The organism is Lentzea sp. (assembly GCF_035525475.1).
Taxonomy (GTDB): domain Bacteria; phylum Actinomycetota; class Actinomycetes; order Mycobacteriales; family Pseudonocardiaceae; genus Lentzea.
In genome coordinates this window covers 1-15,852 of sequence record NZ_DATLEC010000039.1, presented here as the reverse complement: position 1 = coordinate 15,852, position 15,852 = coordinate 1, and the positions used below count along the sequence as shown (strand labels likewise).

The 15,852-nt window shown below is 69.2% G+C and carries 17 protein-coding genes; 7 read left to right on the top strand and 10 right to left on the bottom strand.

Annotated elements, in window-relative coordinates:
• The first annotated feature begins 142 nt into the window (after nt 1-142).
• Nucleotides 143-763, top strand: coding sequence for an L-threonylcarbamoyladenylate synthase (locus VM306_RS06140; RefSeq protein ID WP_325511799.1), 621 nt, complete (start codon nt 143-145; stop codon nt 761-763).
• A 20-nt stretch (nt 764-783) separates the two neighbouring features.
• Here the strand turns inward: VM306_RS06140 and VM306_RS06135 are convergent, their stop codons facing one another.
• Nucleotides 784-2,607, bottom strand: coding sequence for a S8 family serine peptidase (locus VM306_RS06135; RefSeq protein ID WP_325511797.1), 1,824 nt, complete (start codon nt 2,605-2,607; stop codon nt 784-786).
• 238 nt (nt 2,608-2,845) lie between these two features.
• Here VM306_RS06135 and VM306_RS06130 point away from each other — a divergent pair, with 238 nt between their 5' ends.
• On the top strand, nt 2,846-3,805 hold the full coding sequence (locus VM306_RS06130; protein ID WP_325511795.1) for a hypothetical protein: 960 nt from the start codon (nt 2,846-2,848) through the stop codon (nt 3,803-3,805).
• Between the two features lie 106 nt (nt 3,806-3,911).
• On the opposite strand, the gene VM306_RS06125 is transcribed toward VM306_RS06130, so the two are convergent.
• Both VM306_RS06125 and VM306_RS06120 read right to left on the bottom strand, forming a co-directional pair.
• Entirely contained in the window at nt 3,912-4,097 is a 186-nt protein-coding gene (locus VM306_RS06125) for a hypothetical protein (RefSeq protein ID WP_325511793.1), read from the bottom strand.
• A gap of 47 nt (nt 4,098-4,144) precedes the next feature.
• A complete protein-coding gene (locus VM306_RS06120) occupies nt 4,145-4,726 on the bottom strand; it encodes an NUDIX hydrolase (protein WP_325511792.1) in 582 nt (193 codons plus the stop codon).
• A 129-nt stretch (nt 4,727-4,855) separates the two neighbouring features.
• Here VM306_RS06120 and VM306_RS06115 point away from each other — a divergent pair, with 129 nt between their 5' ends.
• Nucleotides 4,856-5,950, top strand: a complete 1,095-nt coding sequence (locus tag VM306_RS06115) for a helix-turn-helix transcriptional regulator (protein ID WP_325511790.1) — start codon at nt 4,856-4,858, stop codon at nt 5,948-5,950.
• On the opposite strand, the gene VM306_RS06110 is transcribed toward VM306_RS06115, so the two are convergent.
• Together VM306_RS06110 and VM306_RS06105 are read right to left on the bottom strand one after the other, a co-directional pair.
• A complete protein-coding gene (locus VM306_RS06110; protein ID WP_325511788.1) occupies nt 5,947-6,837 on the bottom strand; it encodes a ParB/RepB/Spo0J family partition protein in 891 nt (296 codons plus the stop codon). The two genes, VM306_RS06115 and VM306_RS06110, sit on opposite strands and share 4 nt — an antisense overlap.
• A gap of 78 nt (nt 6,838-6,915) precedes the next feature.
• On the bottom strand, nt 6,916-7,308 hold the full coding sequence (locus VM306_RS06105) for a CoA-binding protein (RefSeq protein ID WP_325511786.1): 393 nt from the start codon (nt 7,306-7,308) through the stop codon (nt 6,916-6,918).
• Between the two features lie 126 nt (nt 7,309-7,434).
• Between VM306_RS06105 and VM306_RS06100 the strand changes: the two genes are divergently transcribed.
• On the top strand, nt 7,435-7,860 hold the full coding sequence (locus VM306_RS06100; RefSeq protein WP_325511784.1) for a YciI family protein: 426 nt from the start codon (nt 7,435-7,437) through the stop codon (nt 7,858-7,860).
• 22 nt (nt 7,861-7,882) lie between these two features.
• On the opposite strand, the gene VM306_RS06095 is transcribed toward VM306_RS06100, so the two are convergent.
• Nucleotides 7,883-8,575 carry a LysR family transcriptional regulator substrate-binding protein gene (locus tag VM306_RS06095; protein ID WP_325511782.1) on the bottom strand — a complete coding sequence of 231 codons (693 nt, stop codon included), beginning with the start codon at nt 8,573-8,575 and terminating at the stop codon, nt 7,883-7,885.
• A 57-nt stretch (nt 8,576-8,632) separates the two neighbouring features.
• Here VM306_RS06095 and VM306_RS06090 point away from each other — a divergent pair, with 57 nt between their 5' ends.
• Nucleotides 8,633-8,992, top strand: coding sequence for a DUF5997 family protein (locus VM306_RS06090; protein WP_325511801.1), 360 nt, complete (start codon nt 8,633-8,635; stop codon nt 8,990-8,992).
• A gap of 25 nt (nt 8,993-9,017) precedes the next feature.
• Here the strand turns inward: VM306_RS06090 and VM306_RS06085 are convergent, their stop codons facing one another.
• Entirely contained in the window at nt 9,018-9,659 is a 642-nt protein-coding gene (locus VM306_RS06085; protein WP_325511780.1) for a maleylpyruvate isomerase N-terminal domain-containing protein, read from the bottom strand.
• Between the two features lie 67 nt (nt 9,660-9,726).
• Here VM306_RS06085 and ligD point away from each other — a divergent pair, with 67 nt between their 5' ends.
• A complete protein-coding gene (ligD, locus tag VM306_RS06080) occupies nt 9,727-10,671 on the top strand; it encodes a non-homologous end-joining DNA ligase (protein WP_325511778.1) in 945 nt (314 codons plus the stop codon).
• On the top strand, nt 10,661-11,611 hold the full coding sequence (locus tag VM306_RS06075; RefSeq protein ID WP_325511776.1) for an ATP-dependent DNA ligase: 951 nt from the start codon (nt 10,661-10,663) through the stop codon (nt 11,609-11,611). Before ligD ends, VM306_RS06075 begins: the two co-directional genes overlap by 11 nt.
• A 1-nt stretch (nt 11,612) precedes the next feature.
• Here the strand turns inward: VM306_RS06075 and VM306_RS06070 are convergent, their stop codons facing one another.
• From VM306_RS06070 to VM306_RS06060, 3 genes are all read right to left on the bottom strand, one after another.
• Nucleotides 11,613-12,491, bottom strand: coding sequence for a hypothetical protein (locus VM306_RS06070; protein ID WP_325511774.1), 879 nt, complete (start codon nt 12,489-12,491; stop codon nt 11,613-11,615).
• Nucleotides 12,492-12,563: 72 nt separating this feature from the next.
• Nucleotides 12,564-14,258: an ABC transporter family substrate-binding protein gene (locus tag VM306_RS06065; RefSeq protein WP_325511772.1), complete on the bottom strand. Its 1,695-nt coding sequence runs from the start codon at nt 14,256-14,258 to the stop codon at nt 12,564-12,566.
• Nucleotides 14,259-14,338: 80 nt separating this feature from the next.
• Nucleotides 14,339-15,852 (bottom strand): ABC transporter ATP-binding protein (locus tag VM306_RS06060; RefSeq protein ID WP_325511770.1); only part of this gene is annotated, 1,514 nt, incomplete at its 5' end.

Genomic DNA, 15,852 nt, shown 5'->3' with positions numbered 1-15,852 from the left:
GAGGACCCGCTGGGCACGCAGGACTTCGCCACGCACCGGTTGCCGCTCGAGGAGGCGCCCCAGGCGTACGAGACGTTCCAGAAGAAGAACGACGGCATGGTCAAAGTGCTGCTCAAACCTTGATCGGCATATCCTGCCCCGCATGGCCAAGTACCTGGACGTCCACCCGGTCAACCCGCAGAAGCGCGCCATCGACCAGGCCGTGCGGATCCTGCAGGAGGACGGCCTGATCGCGTACCCGACGGACTCCTGTTACGCGCTCGGCTGCCGCCTGGGCAACAAGGACGGCATCGACAGGATCCGGGAGATCCGCAAGCTCAACGACAAGCACCACTTCACGCTCATGTGCGAGAACTTCGCGCAGCTGGGCCAGTTCGTAGTCGTCGACAACGCGGTGTTCCGCGCGATCAAGGCCTCCACGCCGGGCGGCTACACCTTCATCCTGCCCGCCACGAAGGAGGTGCCGCGCCGGATGATGCACGCGAAGAAGAAGACGGTCGGCGCGCGCATCCCGGACCACGTCGTGACGCAGGCGTTGCTGGAGGCGATGGGCGAGCCGCTGCTCACCTCGACGCTGCTGCTCCCGGACGAGGCGGAGCCGCTGGTCGACGGCTGGGAGATCAAGGACCGGCTGGACCACGTGGTGGACGCGGTGATCGACTCCGGGGAGTGCGGCACCACGCCCACCACGGTGGTGGACTTCTCCAGCGGCGAGGCCGAGATCATCCGCTACGGCGCGGGTGACCCGGCCAGGTTCGAGTAGGAGTCCGGTTCGAGCAGGTCCTACGACACGACCAGCGCGTAGTCGGCGTCGGTCGCGGCGGTCTCGACGTGGCCGTCGACGTTGACGGCGGTCGCGATCACCTCGACGGTCCAGGTGCCCGCGGCCGCGGTCTGCAGGAGCACGTTCTCCACGGTGTCGATGGTGTTCGCGACGCCGCCGGGCGTGGAGTAGTTGCCGGCCAGCAGGCCGTTGTTGCCCCAGTAGACCGTGCCGTTGGGCGCGGTGACCTTCAACGTGAGGTCGTTGACGGTCGCCTTGGCCGCGGTCGGAGAGCCGGCCGGGTCGGTGTAGGCGAGCGTCGCGCGCAGGGGCGACTTGCCGTCGGACGTGACGGTGTACTTGCGGGTCTGGCCGGTGGTGACGAGGTCGGTCTCGTTCACGAGCACCGGCAGCTTCCAGCCGCCCGCCTTGGCGCGGTCGTAGAGGTTGCGCACGGACGCGGTGCCCCAGCCCTGGTGCGTGCGGGTCTGGTCGTGCGCGGTGCCGCTGAACGGGTGCTGGTCGGCCGTGTTGATCAGCAGGGCCTTCGCGGTGGCCGCGTGCGGGCGGGACGCGAAGACGTCGCGCGCCTTGCCGGGAGCGCCGTCGAACACGCCGTCCGCCCACATCTGGAACAGCAGACCGGCGTTGCCGCAGGTGATCGGCGTGGCGCCGGACGTGCCGCCGAACGACGTCGTGTACGAGGTGTCGCTGGTGGACGAGGTCGTGTCGATGCGGTCGTAGAAGTTCGACAGCTCGGGCTTGATGCGGCCGTCGGCGGCGGGGCCGATCGACGCTCCGCTGTTCCACTTGTCGTCGGCGCGGTCGGCCGTGTTGAAGTGGTAGTGGCCGCCGACCGAGAGCACGTTCTTCGCCCACGCCTGCGGGCGTGAGCTGCGCGTGCCCGCGTTGCTCTGCGACTGGCAGATCAGCAGGTCGTGGTCGAACACGATCCGGTCCATCTGCTGCGAGACCGACGTGTAGGACGTGGTGAGCGCGTCACCCCAGCTGTTCGACTGGAACACACCCCGGTAGCGGCCGGCCGGGTCGACGAGCTCCTTGGCCAGCGCGTAGCGGTCGCCGGTCTGGTAGACGGCCGTGATGCCCTGGCCCTCGGGCAGCAGGCCGCGCTGCGGGGACGAGACGCCGGACGCGAAGATCTGCCCGTACGTCGAGGTGCCGTGCGAGGTGTTGGTCGAGTTCGCGGTGTGCTGGAGCGCCGGCCTCGCCTGGAACTCCTGGTGCGTCAGGCGGAAACCGCCGTCCATGACCTCACCGCGCACGCCCTGGCCGCGGTAGCCGCCGACGGACTCGATGTAGTTGGCACCGGACGACTCGCGCGAGATCGCCATGTCGTTCTCCGGCGCGGACACCGGGTCGATGGCGATCACGGCGGGCAGCTTCGCGATCCGGGCGGCCTGGCCCGCGTCCAGCACGGCGAGGATGTGCTCGCGGCTCTCGGAGATGACCTTCACCTGGCCACCGGCGGACCTCACCTCACGGGCGACGGTCTGCTGGTCGGCGGCGTCCTGCTCGGCCAGCGTGATCAGGTGGTCGGAGGGGCCGCTGAGCGCCGCGACTCCCGGCTCGGCCTGGAACGGGCGCACGTCCCGCACGTAGCTCAACCGCGAGACCCGCGCGGTGTTCGTCATGCGCGCGACGTAGGTGCCGTCCTGGACGAACGCTCCGAGGCGAACGCCGAGACCCTGGAGCTGGTGGCGCTGAGCGTCGGAAAGGGTGGTGCGGAACTGCAGCAGGTAAGCGCTCTCCGCGGGTGCGGCGACCGCGGGGACCGCACTGATCAGCGCGAACGCTGATAGGGCTGAAACCAGTGTGCGCAGCAAGAAGACAACCTCCAACGGCAGGGATGGCAGCGACTGGAGGGCGTCACTGCCCGTGATCGGCACGTTACCGTCAACCACCGGGCCGGGGCATCAGTCGATCGGCCGTGGTCATCATGCGGACGTGCGGAACGATCCGTTCGGCCGCGTACGTTCACTTTCACCCGGATGGTGCATCCGGAGTAACGTCCGGTCAGGTATGCCCGACATGTTCCGGAAAGCATTTCCGCGCGGAGGACGGATGCCTGTATCTCCTGACCAGCTCATGGAAGAACTGCGCACGTTGTGCCGCGGGCGTGGTGTGCAGACTCCCGGTATCGACTTGCACGTCGGTCCGGCGCTGCGCCAGGTGTGCGGCCTCGTGGAGTCCGACGGCGCGGAAGCGGTGAGAACGAAACTGCAGGGCTGGGTCGCGAACGCGGTGCGCGGATTCCCCGTCGAGGTCCGCAACGCCGTTCTCGCGCCGCTCGGACTGCACGAGGAAGCGCAGTTCCGGTTCCTCAACGAACGCATCGAATGGCTCGCGCGGCAACAGGACCGCGGCGCGCGCACAGTGCGCAGGAGGATGGACGCCGGACTGCAGCGCCTGGTGGAGGTGGCGCTGCAGCCGGCCCGGTCGACGACGCACGTGGCGCCGTCGGAACTCTGGCACGTCAAGGAGTTCGACGCGCTGCTGAAGCTGGACGGCCCGACGCCCGCGTGCACGGAACGCCGGACCGTCGTGGCCGACACCGATGGGGTCAACGAGATCGCGTGGTCGATCACGATCCCGGCCCCCACGCCCGATGGTGCCCCCGGGGATCTGGACGTGGAGGTGCTGCACGGTGTCGAGCTCATCGGTCACGAACGTCCGTCCCCGCGGCGCTTCTTGATGAAGCTGCGGTTGCCCCGACCCCTCAATACAGGACAAACGCACCAGTTCGCACTGGAAGTGCGGGTACCGCGGGGACAGTCGATGCGTCCGACCTACGTGTTCTGGCCGGAGCGCATGTGCGAGTCGTTCCGGTTGCGCGTGCGCTTCGACCGGGACGACCTGCCGGACGCGGTGTGGCGCGTCGAAGAAGCTCTGGCGCGCGACACCGATGACCTGACGCCCTGGCCGAGGTCGCTGCCCGTCGACGAGATAGGCGAGATCGACGTCTCGTTCCCACATCCTCGTCAGGGCCGCGGCTACGGCGTGCAGTGGACGCCACGGGACTGACCGTTCACGGTCAGGGGTTCCTGGATCAGAAGTTCTCGCAGAAGTGCGGTTCCACGGCTGACACCTCCCTCGGTGACTCAGGGAGAACCGCAGTCCGAAGCGCGCGTCAGATCACCGAGATCATGAAGAAAGTGCCGACCACGAATCCCACGAAAAGGCAGACCGCGGCAACCTTCACGACGGTGACGAGTGAGCAGATCATTCTCATCGAGAAATTCACCTTCTCATTCTGACTGGCTTTCGGGCTGTTGTTCTCGCCGATGCACCAAGAATGGCCTTCTGCCAGTCGCATGAGAACGGGTTTCCTGTTTCACGCTGAATGAGGAAACCCCGGAAACGCTATTTCTGGGTGGTGCGGCGCAGCGCCATCACGAGAAGCGCGTGCGAGCTGCCGGCGTGCGGGAGCATGCCCTGGCGGACGAGGTCGAGCGCGCGGCAGAACGGCATGGTCCGCACGCGCAGGTCGGCCTCCCCCGGTTCGAGGGACGCCTCGCCCTGGGTCAGCCCGGTGGCGAGGAAGATGTGGTCGACGTGGTTGCTGAGGCTGTCCGCGCCGTGGATCTGCCCGAGCCGCTCCCACGTCCTGGCGCGCAGCCCCGTCTCCTCCGCGAGCTCACGCCGCGCCGCGGCCAGCGGGTCGGCGTCCGTCTGGTCGACGGCACCGCCCGGCAGGCGCCACTCGGTGCCGCCGTGCGTGTAGATCCACTGCCGGGTCAGCACGACCTGGTCGTCCTCCTGGATGGCGAGGACCGTCACCGACCCCGGCGCCACCACGTGGGTGTAGGTGCCGTGTCCGCCATCCGGCCTGACGACGTCGTCCGCGCGGACCTCGAACCACGGGGACCGGTGCACCACGTTGGTCGCCAAGCGCTGCCAGACCATCACCACACCAGCCGCCTCGTCGAGCCGCGTCATCACCATGACTCACATGGAACCATCGCGAACCGCTTCACTTGGTCCCAGTTGATCGTCAATGAATTGCCAATTCGTGGACATTCCCGGTTTGGTTGTTTCTTCCCCTCCACACTGCCGTAGAGGGGGTGGAAGCCGTTGTCGCCCACGTTCGCACAGGAGGTCCGCCGCCTGCGCAACGAGCGCGGGCTGTCACTCAATGAGATGACCCGCCTGGTGCGGTACAGCAAGGGACATCTCAGCAAGATCGAAACCGGCCACGCCCCGCCGAACCCGGAAATGGCCAGGATCCTCGATGAGGTCCTGCACGCCGAAGGCCGCCTGATCGAGCTCGCGGACGCGCCGGTGCGCCCGATTCCCAGTGACCACACCGCTCTTCTCACCTACGAATCGATGTTCGACAACCACCGCGCCCTGGGCCACCGGCTCAGCCCGGAGGTGGTGCTCGCGAGCCTGCGGCCGCAGGTGGACGCGCTGAGCGACCTCGCGCGTTCCGCCGACGACCCCGGCCTGAGCCGCGGCCTGTGGCTGCTGGCGGCCAGGTACGCCGAGTACGCGGGCTGGATGGAACAGGAACGCGGCGACGACGCCTCGGCCGCCGAGCTGACCAAGCGCGCGGTCCAGTACGCCGCGAAGGGCGGCGACCTGGAGCTGGAGGCGTACGCGCTGATCCGCGCCGCGGAGTTCGCGCTGTACAAGAGAGACGCGCGCGCGACCGTCAGTTATGCCCGCCGTGCGGCCAAGTCCCGTTTCGCGGGCGTGCAAGCCGTTGCGGCCCAACGGGAAGCCCAGGGATTCGCACTCGCGGGCGCCGCCGTGCCCTGCCAGGCCGCCCTGGACCGCGCGGCGGAGCTCCAGCAGAAGGTCAAGGAATCCTCCTACGGCACAACGAGCCTGGTCGACCAGGTGGCCATCGCACGGGCGTGGTCGTTCCACGACCTGGGCCGCCACGCCGAGGCCGCCGAGATCATGGACGCCCAGATACCGCTGATCGCTCCCGGCGCGCTGCGCGCCCGCACGCGCTTCGGCATGCGCCGGGTGTTGGCGCACGCCGAAGCGGGCAACGTCGACCACGCGTGCGAGCTGGTCATCGAGCTGCTGGACCACATCCGGCAGGTGCAGTCGGCGACCGTGCACATCGACCTGACGGCGTTCAGCAGACTGCTGTCGCGGCTGCGTCCCGCGGCGGGGCGCGAGGTGGAGGGCGAGATCAGGGAGATCCTGTTCGCCTAAACGGCGGTGCGCCTGTTCTCCTGCTCCAACGCCTCCGCCATCTCCACCCACGCCTCGGCGCACCCGCGCGCCATGTCCGCCACCAGTTCCCGGCAGTGCGACGGCATCCCGGAGACGACCGCGCCCCACTCCCCCGGCGACACGGCGTGCATCTCCAACCACCGCAGTGCCATGCGCCCGTGCTCGTTGAACCGCAACGACGGGTCGCGCCGCAGGATCGGCAGGGTCGCCTCCGGTGCGCGCACGCCGGACCGCGGCGCCGGAACGGAGGCGCGTTCCGCGGCCCGCATGCGTTCCGGCACCGGGTCGAGGCCGGCGTCCAGGCGGCGCCGCACGTCCCGGACGGTGCCGGGTGACACGCCTGCCACCCGCGCGATGTCCCGCAGCGAGGCACCGGGGCGTTCGGTGATCACCTGACCGGCCAGGCGGCGGCCCGCCGCCGAGTTGACCGGCCTGACCTTGCCGTCGCGGCCCACGCGCACCGCGGCCTGGCCGCCCACGGCGCGCCGCAGCACGCCGACGGACTTCGCCGCCAGGCCCGTCGACGCCGCGATGGCGCGGTCGGACCACTGCGGGTGCGATCGCAGCAGCCGTCGTGCCGCCGCCTCGCGGTCGGCGGTCGAGAGCGTCGGCAGGTTCAGGGACACGGACAGGGCGAAGACGTCCCCCTCCGGTCCGTCGACGTACTCGACCTCGACGGACCGGCAGCCGCGCAGAGCGGCCGCCCGGAGGCGGTGGGTGCCGTCGACGACCTTCATGGTCGCGCGGTGCACCACCACCGGTGGCAGGTGAGCGCCGGAAGACGCCAGTGAACGGATGAACTCCTCACTGCAACCGCCGAGTCGTGGTGACTCCGCCGGCCGCAGCGCGGTGATGTCGACGAGCATGCGAAATCAAGCCCCCAGGCCGATTGTCCACGGCACCCCCAATTGTCCGCGGACTACCGGGTCAGGCTAGCCACTCGTTCAACGGGAGCGCCACTCGATCGCGGGACAGACGTCCATCACCATGCGCAGCCCGGCGTCCTTGGCCCGGCGGTAGGCGTCGTCGTCGACCACGCCGAGCTGGAACCACACGGCCTTCGCGCCGATCGCGGCGGCCTCGTCGGCGAACCGGCCCGCGTCCTCCGACCGGCGGAACACGTCGACCACGTCGACCGGGAACGGGATGTCCGCCAGCGTCGCATAGCCCTGCTCGCCGTGCACGGTCTCGGCCGACGGGTGCACCGGCACGATCTTCTTGCCGCGTTGCCGCAGGAACCGGGCGACGCCGTGGGCCGCGCGGGACGGGTTGTCCGAGAGCCCGACGATGGCCCAGACCTGGCAGTTCTCGAGGATCCAGTCGACGTCTTCACGCATGCTCCCGAGCCTAACCCGCGCACCGATTTGTGATTCAGGTCACATTCAGGTCATGCCTGTCGAAAGGTGGTGCGACCGATCGACGCGTGAGTAGAAACGGACGACACCCAGCCAGAGGAGATCGAGATGCGGTTCATGGTCATCGTCAAGGCGAACCAGGACACCGAGAACGGCGTCCTGCCCACCGCCGAGGAGCTGACGGCGATGGGCGACTACAACGAGGAGCTCGTCAAGGCCGGGGTGATGCTCGCGGGCGACGGTCTCTACCCGAGCGAGAAGGGCGCGCGCGTCGCCTTCGACGGCAAGGGCGCGACGACGGTCACCGACGGGCCGTTCGCCGAGACCAAGGAGCTGATCGCCGGCTTCTGGATCTGGGAGCTGCCGTCGCTGCAGGACGCCGTCGAGTGGCTGAAGAAGGCGCCTTTCCAGAGCGGAGAGGTGGAGATCCGGCAGATCCACGGCCCGGAGGCGTTCGAGAGCGTCATCACGCCCGAGACCCAGGCGCAGGAGGACCGCCTCCGCGAGCAGATCACCGCCAGGACCGGGCAGTGAGTCCACTCGGGACGGACTGACCTCAGCGCCCGCGGCGGGTCTTCGCGCGCTTGGCCGGCGGCTTCTGCTGCTTGCGGGGCGCGGGACTCCGCCGCTGCTGCTGTGCCCGGACGGGCTCCTGCTGCGGCCCGCGCGTGCTGTTGGGCGTGCGGCCGCGGACGATGCCGATCATCTGCTCGACCAGCTCGGGGTTCTCGTCGCGGATCGGGAACGACAGCGCCACGCGGGACTGCGGGGCGTCCGTGAGCGTCTTGTAGGCCAGATCCCTGCGGTGGTGCAGGCGGGCCAGCGACTGCGGCACCACGAGCAGGCCCACGCCGGCCGCGACGACCTCGACGGCGTCCGCGGTGGTCCCAGGCCGTTCGACCGGCGGCTGACCGGGAAGCGACTCCCACTCGAGCGTGTCGTCGAGCGGCTGCCACAGCACGTGCCCCGCCAGGTCCTCGACGGACAGCTCGTCCGCGAACTCCTGGTCCTTCGGGTGCACCACGACCGTCGTCTCGGTGTAGAGCGGGATGGCGTGCAGGTCCTCGCGGTCGCCGGGCAGCCGCAGCAGCGCGGCGTCGGCCTCGCCGGAGCGCACCTTCGACGCGGCTTCGGCCGCCGTCACCTGCACGAGGGTCAGCGGGGTCTCGGGCAGGCGTTCCTGCCAGAGCCGCGCCCACTTGCCCGGCGTCACGCCTGGGACGTACGCGAGCGTGAACGATCCGGTCACGTGCTGAGGCTACCGGACGAGCCCGTTACTCTTTTCGTCATGAAGTCGCAGCAGACCATGAAACCCGCCACCGCCGCGAAGAAGCTGGGCGTGTACCTCGAGGCGACGCCCGAGGAGTTCCAGGCGGGCGTCGTGTCGCGCGACGAGCTGACCGAACTGCAGGCCAACCCGCCGGAGTGGCTGCGCGACCTGCGCCGCAACGGCCCGCACCCCAAGCAGCTGATCGCGCAGAAGCTCGGCATCTCGACGTCGGCCCTCGTGCGCGCCGGCCTCACCGAGGCCCTCACCACCGACCAGATCAACGCCATCAAGGAGGAGAACCCCGACTGGCTCGTGCGGGAGCGCGAGACCTACAAGGAGTTCCGCGCCGAGGAAGCCCGCCTGGCGGAGAAGGCGCGCCTCGAAGAGCAGGAGTAGGCCCGTATCGAAGTCGACACAGGCCCTAACCCAGCACGAACGGGATCCGCAGGTCCCCGAGCTCGGCGCGTTCCGCCTCGGTCGGCGCGCGCCGCCCCGTGCCCACCAGCAGCACGTCCTCGTCCCGCCACGACGCCGGGAACGCTCCCCCGACCCGTTCCAGCACCTCACGGCACCGGGCGAGCGCGTCGGCGTGCGGCCGGCGGGCGTGGGGCAGGTGCGCGACCAGGTCCAGGTGGTGCAGCGTCCACTCCCAGACGTAGGCGCCCAGGTAGTCGGCGACGGCCAGCACCATGTCCTGGGTGCCGACCTTGAGCCGCGGGTCGGCGATCTGCGCCGCCCGCACCGCCGCCCGGCCCACGTCCTGGACGTGGTGCTTCAGCATCCACGGCTCGCCGTACGCGGCGGCAAGCCGGACCGTCAGCGCCGCCAGCGGATCGTCCGAGGGTGCGTGGGAGACCTTCCAGTAGGTGACGGCGTCGTGCGTCACGGCGTCCGCGGTAGGCGTCACCAGCGTGATCAGCACGTCCTGCGCGTCGATCACGAAGTGGCACACCAGGTCCCGCACGAGCCAGTCCGCACACCCGGAGGGCCGCGCGAAGTCGTCGTCGGTCAGGTCGCCGACGGTGTCGAGGAGATCGGACAGGGAACGCGAGAACAGGTCCACAGCGGCAAACTACCGCCGTTGGACCGTCGCACTGAGGAAACGCCTGGAACGGGCTAGGTTGAACCTCATGGGCAAGTTTCCGGCTGTCGAGCTCGAGGTGGAGGACCGCGTCGTGCGGATCTCCAACCCCGACCGCGTCTACTTCCCCGCGCGCGGGGAGACGAAGTTGGATCTCGCGAACTACTACCTGTCCGTCGGCGACGGCATCGTCCGCGCGTTGCGGGAACGGCCGTGCATGCTGCACCGCTTCCCCGAGGGCGTGACGGGCGAGAAGGTGCACCAGAAGAGGCTTCCGAACGGCGCGCCGCCGTGGGTGCGGACGGTGCGCGTGCACTTCCCGCGCTACAACCGCCACGCGGACGAGCTGTGCGTCACGCACCTCGCCGACGTCATCTGGGCCGTGCAGATGTCCACTGTGGAGTTCCACCCGTGGAACTCGCGGGCGGCCGACACCGAGAAGCCCGACGAGTGGCGCATCGACCTCGACCCCGGACCGGAGTGCTCGTTCGACCGCGTCCGGCGGGTGGCGCTGGTGGCGCAGGAGGTGCTGGCCGAGCTGGGCGCGACCGGGTTCCCGAAGACGTCCGGGTCGAAGGGGCTGCACATCTACGTGCGGATCGAGCCCACCCACGGTTTCCAGGACGTGCGCAAGGCGGCGCTGGCGTTCGCGCACGAGGTCGAACGACGCGCGCCCGGCGACGTCGAGACCACGTGGTGGCGCAAGGACCGCGACCCGTCGCTGGTGTTCGTGGACTACAACCAGAACTCGCGCGACCGCACGATCGCCGGCGCGTACTCGGTGCGGGGCTTTCCCGAGGCGACGGTGTCGGCGCCGATCCGCTGGGACGAGATACCGGACGCCGACCCGCGCGACTTCACGATCGCCACCGTGCCGAAGCGCTACGCCGAGCTGGGCGACCTGCACGCCGGGATCGACGACGCGGTCTGGTCGATCGAACCGCTGCTGGAGTGGGCCGCCAGAGACGAACTCGAGGTTCCCGATGAGCAGTAGCCAGATCAAGTTCTCGTCGCTCGACCAGCCGCTCTTCGGCGGCGCGCTCAAGGGCGACCTGGTCGAGTACCTGGACTTCGTGGCCGACCGGTTCGTGCCGGTGCTCGCCGGGCGGCAGCTGTCGGTGTGGCGGATCCTGTCCAGAAAGGGATCCCAGGACGGCCAGGAACCGTTCATGCAGAAGAACGTCCCGAAGTACACGCCGGACTACGTCAGGACGGTCGAGGTCTGGGCGGAGGCGTCGCACCGCAAGATCAAGTATGCGATCTGCGACGACAAGCAGACGCTGATGTGGTTCGCGAACCAGCGCGCCGTCGAGTACCACGTGCCGCTGTACCTCGGCGACCACTTCGGCGACGACCACCACCAGACCCACCTGGTGCTCGACATCGACCCGCCGGAGGGCACCGGCTTCGACGTCGTGGTCGGCTCGGCGCACCTGGTCAGGGAGGCGCTCGCGCAGGCGGGCCTGGAGGGCGCGGTGAAGACCAGCGGCGCCAAGGGCGTGCACATCTTCGTGCCCCTGGAGGAGCACTCCCCCGACGACGTGGCAGCGGCGACGCGCGCGGTGGCCGCGCGGGCGGAGGCGCTGGACCCCGGGCTGGCGACCACCGCGTACATCAAGGCCGAACGCGGCGGGAAGGTGTTCCTCGACTCCACCAGGGCCTGGGGCGCGACCGTGGTCGCCGCCTACAGCCCCCGGCTGCGCGAAGGCCTGCCGATCTCGTTCCCCGTGCCGTGGGAGTCGTTGGAGGACGTCACCCCGGCCGACTTCACGATCAGGACGAGGTTCGACGGCGACCCGTGGGCCGAGCTGATGCCGAAGCCGCAACGCCTGCCGGCCGACCTGGTCGCGCAGGGGCACACCATCCCCGTCGCCCGCGTCGTCGCGATGCACGAGGGCAAGCGCCGCAAGCGCGCCCAGGCCGAGGAGGGGTAGCTCAGGAGGGGTCGGAGCCCCGGAAGGCGCCCCACCACAGGCCCAGCACGGCGGCGATCACCGTGGCGGTGATCCAGCCCGTGAAGCCGCTGCCGTCCAGGTAGGCCCAGAAGACGCCGACGAACGGCGCGGGCACCATGAACACCGCGTCCACCCGCAGCTGGGCGAGCAGGCCGCGCGGCGCGCGCGTCTCCGGGTCGGGCTGCGCGGGGTTGTCCAGCCGCCGGCCGCGGGGGTGCTTCGTCACGGCGCGACCGGACGGGTAGAGCGTCACGCCGTCGGCCACGGCGACCCGGCCGCCGCGCAGTTCCACGGAGACCGGCGACGGCAGCGTCACGAGCACCGGGTCGTAGTAGACGGGCAGCCAGCGCTCGGTGCGTCCCTCGATCTCCAGCCACGACCGCACCATCAGGCCCGACTGCAGCCGGATCCGCCGCACCGACGCGGTCACACCGGAGGACTTCGCGGAACGAACCGCCAGCAGCACCCGCACCCCGCCGGCGACGAGCACCAGCACCGCCACCGCGATCGAGAACGTCACGCCGCCCAGGGCGCGGTCGGTCTCCAGGAAGAGGTCCGAGCCGGGGATCACCGCGCGCGACGGGTCCGCCGGGTCGAACGCCACCTGCGTCTGCCGCCCCACGAACCGCGCGCCGTTCTCGTACGGGACGCGCGCCGACCCCGACGGCCACCGCACCTCGACCGCGCCGTCGGCGAACGAGACGACGGAGCCCACCTCGCGGGAGGTCAGCGAGGACAGCCGAGCACGACCGTCCGAATAGGACAACCACGACAGCAGCGCGACGACGAGGCAGACGAACAGCACGATCGCCGTGGCGAGAACACCATGGCGCAGCGCGCGAACCCGGGAACGCAACACGGCAGACTCCAGAGAAGAAAGCGAAACGGCCCGGCGGGAAGCCCGCCGGGCCGTTCAACAGCTAACCGCGGATCATCCGGTGAAGCCCATGTGGATGTAGTCGTACGGACGGTTCGCGTACGCGACGGCACCGAAGTTGGCGACGTTGCTCTTCACCGCGACCGCGCCGGGCAGCTGGTAGAGCGGCAGCTGGTGGGCCAGCTCCCAGATCTTCTTGTCGGCCTCGTTCGCGATCTCGAGGCGCTTGGTGTCGTCGAGCTCGCCGACCGCCTGGTCGAGCAGCTTGTTGACCTCTTCCGAACCGATGCGGCCGTAGTTCTGGTTGGTGCTGGCCGGGTCGAGGTAGTAGATGCCCTTGCTGTCCGACACCGGCGTGGCCGAGGCCAGCCAGCGGAAGCCGGTCATGTCGAAGTTGCCGACGTTCACGAACTGCTTGAAGAAGTCGGTCGACGGCACGGCCTGGATGTCGACCTTGGCGCCGACCTCCTTGAGCTGCGACTGCACGAGCTTCGCGATCTGGTCGGAGATGGGGTTCGGCGTCGGGATGACGTACCGGATCACCAGCTCCTTGCCGTCCTTCTTGCGGGTCTCGCCCTCGAGCTTCCAGCCCAGCTCGTCGAGCTGCTTCTTCGCGGCTTCCTTGTCGAACGCGGAGACGGCCGAGTTGTCCTTGTAGCCCGCGGAACCCAGCAGGAAGAAGTGGTTGCCGGTGACCTGAGCGTCACCCTTGAGCATCTGGCCGAGCAGGGCCTTGGTGATGACCTTGGTGTCGATGCCCTTGGTCAGCGCGACGCGGAGCTTCGGGTCCTTGAGGATCGAGGAGTCCGCGCCGTTGAACGTGATGTGCGAGTAGTCCGGCGTGATCGCCTGGCGGATCGTCACACCCTGCATGCCCTTGGCACGCGTGAAGTTGTCGACGCTCGAGCCGATGTCGAAGAAGTCGATCTGGCCGTTGGCGAGCGCGTCCGCGAGCGCGGGACGGTCGACCTGGCGGAAGGTGATCTTCTCGAGCTTCGGCTTGTCACCCCACCAGGCGGGGTCCTGCACGACCGTCACGAGCTTGGCGGTGCGGTCGATCGTGCCGATCTTGAACGGACCCGCGGTGATCTTCGGGGCGTCGGCCCAGCCCTTGTTGAACTCCTCGGCGGAGGAGGACATGGCCTTCGGGTAGAGGGGCGAGAAGATGCCCTTCCACTCGGCGAACTTCTTCTTGAAGGTGACCTTGACTTCCTGGTCGTTGGCGCCCTTCTCGACCTTCTCGATGTCCTCGTAGCCGGTGGTGCCGGCGACCTCGAAGGCCTTGTCTGCGCCGCTGAGGGACTTCCACATCGACTCGAAGTCCTGCCACGACAGCGCCGTGCCGTCCGACCACTTGGCCTTCGGGTTGATCTTGAACTCGAGGACCTGCGGGTCGGTGGAGGCGAGCTTCGCGTCCTCGAGGTAGTCCTTGTTGACCTCGAAGGTCGCGTCGGGCTTCTGCTTGAACAGGTTCGGCATCACCGTGTCGATCATGCGGCGGCCGTCGGCGTTGGTGCCGTCGAGCTGGTTGTAGTTCCAGTTGTCCGGCAACTGGTCCACCGGCCAGCGGAACTCGCCGCCGTCCTTGACCTTGGACGCGTCCTGCGGGTTGATGTCCGCCTGGCCGATCGTGTTCTCCGCGCCCTTGAGCCCGGAGTTGGAGTTGTTGTTGCTGGGCCCCCCACACGCGGTAAGCGTGAGGACGACCGCGGCCAGCGCGGACACTCCCACCGTGGTACGTCGACTCACTGTCGTGAACCTCCCTCGTGCCCGGACACCAGTTGCCGGGGACACTGTTCCTTCGCAGATCTTCTGAGGCGACGGATGCATCAGAGGACCTGACGGATCTGGGCGAAGTGGCAGGCGGCCTCGTGGTCGGGGGCCTGGACTTCGCGCGGTGGTTCGACCTCGATGCACACGCGCTGCTTCTCGGGCGGCAACGAGGCGTGCAGGAAGCAGCGGGTGCGGAACCGGCAGCCGGACGGCGGGTTCGCCGGGCTCGGCAGGTCGCCGGTGAGGATGATCCTCTCCCGCTGGCGCTCCTTGACGGGGTCGGGGATCGGGATCGCCGACAGCAGGGCCTGCGTGTACGGGTGGCGCGGCGCCTCGAACACCGAGTCCACCTCGCCGATCTCGATGATCTTCCCGAGGTACATGACGGCCACCCGGTCCGCGATGTGGCGCACCACGGACAGGTCGTGCGCCACGAACAGGTAGGCCAGGCCCAGCTTGGACTTGAGCTCCTCCAGCAGGTTGATGACACCCGCCTGGATGGAGACGTCCAGCGCCGACACCGGCTCGTCGAGCACGACGAGCTTCGGTTCGAGCGCGAGCGCCCGTGCGATGCCGATGCGCTGGCGCTGACCACCGGAGAACTCGCCGGGGTAGCGCGACAGCTGCTCGGGACGCAGGCCGACGAGCCGCATGAGCTCCGGCACGCGCCGGTTGATCTCGTCCTTGGGGAGGCCGTGGACCTGCATGGGCTCCGCGATGCAGTCGTTGATCGTCAGGCGCGGGTCGAGCGACGCCATCGGGTCCTGGAACACCACCGACATGTCGCGGCGGATCTCGAAGCGGCGCTTGTTGTCCACCTGGGACACGTTCGTGCCGAGCACCGAGATCTCGCCGCTCATGGGCTTCTGCAGGCCGAGGATCTCCATCAGCGTCGTGGTCTTGCCGCAGCCCGACTCGCCGACGAGGCCGAGGGTCTCGCCCTCGCGGACGTCGAACGAGATGCCCGCGACGGCGTGCACCGTGCCGATGCGGCGCTTGAACACCACGCCCTTGTTGACGGGGTACTCCTTGACGAGCTGGTCGAGCTCCAGCACGATCTCGCGCTGCTCGCGCGGGATCTTCGCGACCTCGGGCTCGTCCACCACCTCGGCACCGAAGATCTCCACCGCGGCCTCGGCGCCCTCGGCGCCGGTCGCGGCGATCTCGTTGGTGCGGATGCACGCGGCGCGGTGCTCGGCGGAACCGTCCACGTCGAAGAGCGGCGGCTCCGCCGTGTGGCAGGCGTCGACGACCATCGGGCAGCGCGGCGCGAACGGGCAACCGGGCGGCAGGTCCGTGAGCGACGGCGGCTGGCCCTTGATCGGCACCAGCGCCTGCTTCTCGCTCACGTCGAGACGCGGAATCGAGCCGAGCAGGCCGAGCGTGTACGGCATGCGCGGCTGCCGGTAGATGTCGTCGACCTGGCCGGTCTCGACGGCGCGGCCCGCGTACATGACCATCAGCCGGTCCGCGAACCCGGCGACGACGCCGAGGTCGTGGGTGATGATCACGATGCCCGCGCCGGTGACCTCCTGCGCGGTCTCGAGCAGCTGCAGCACCTGGGCCTGCA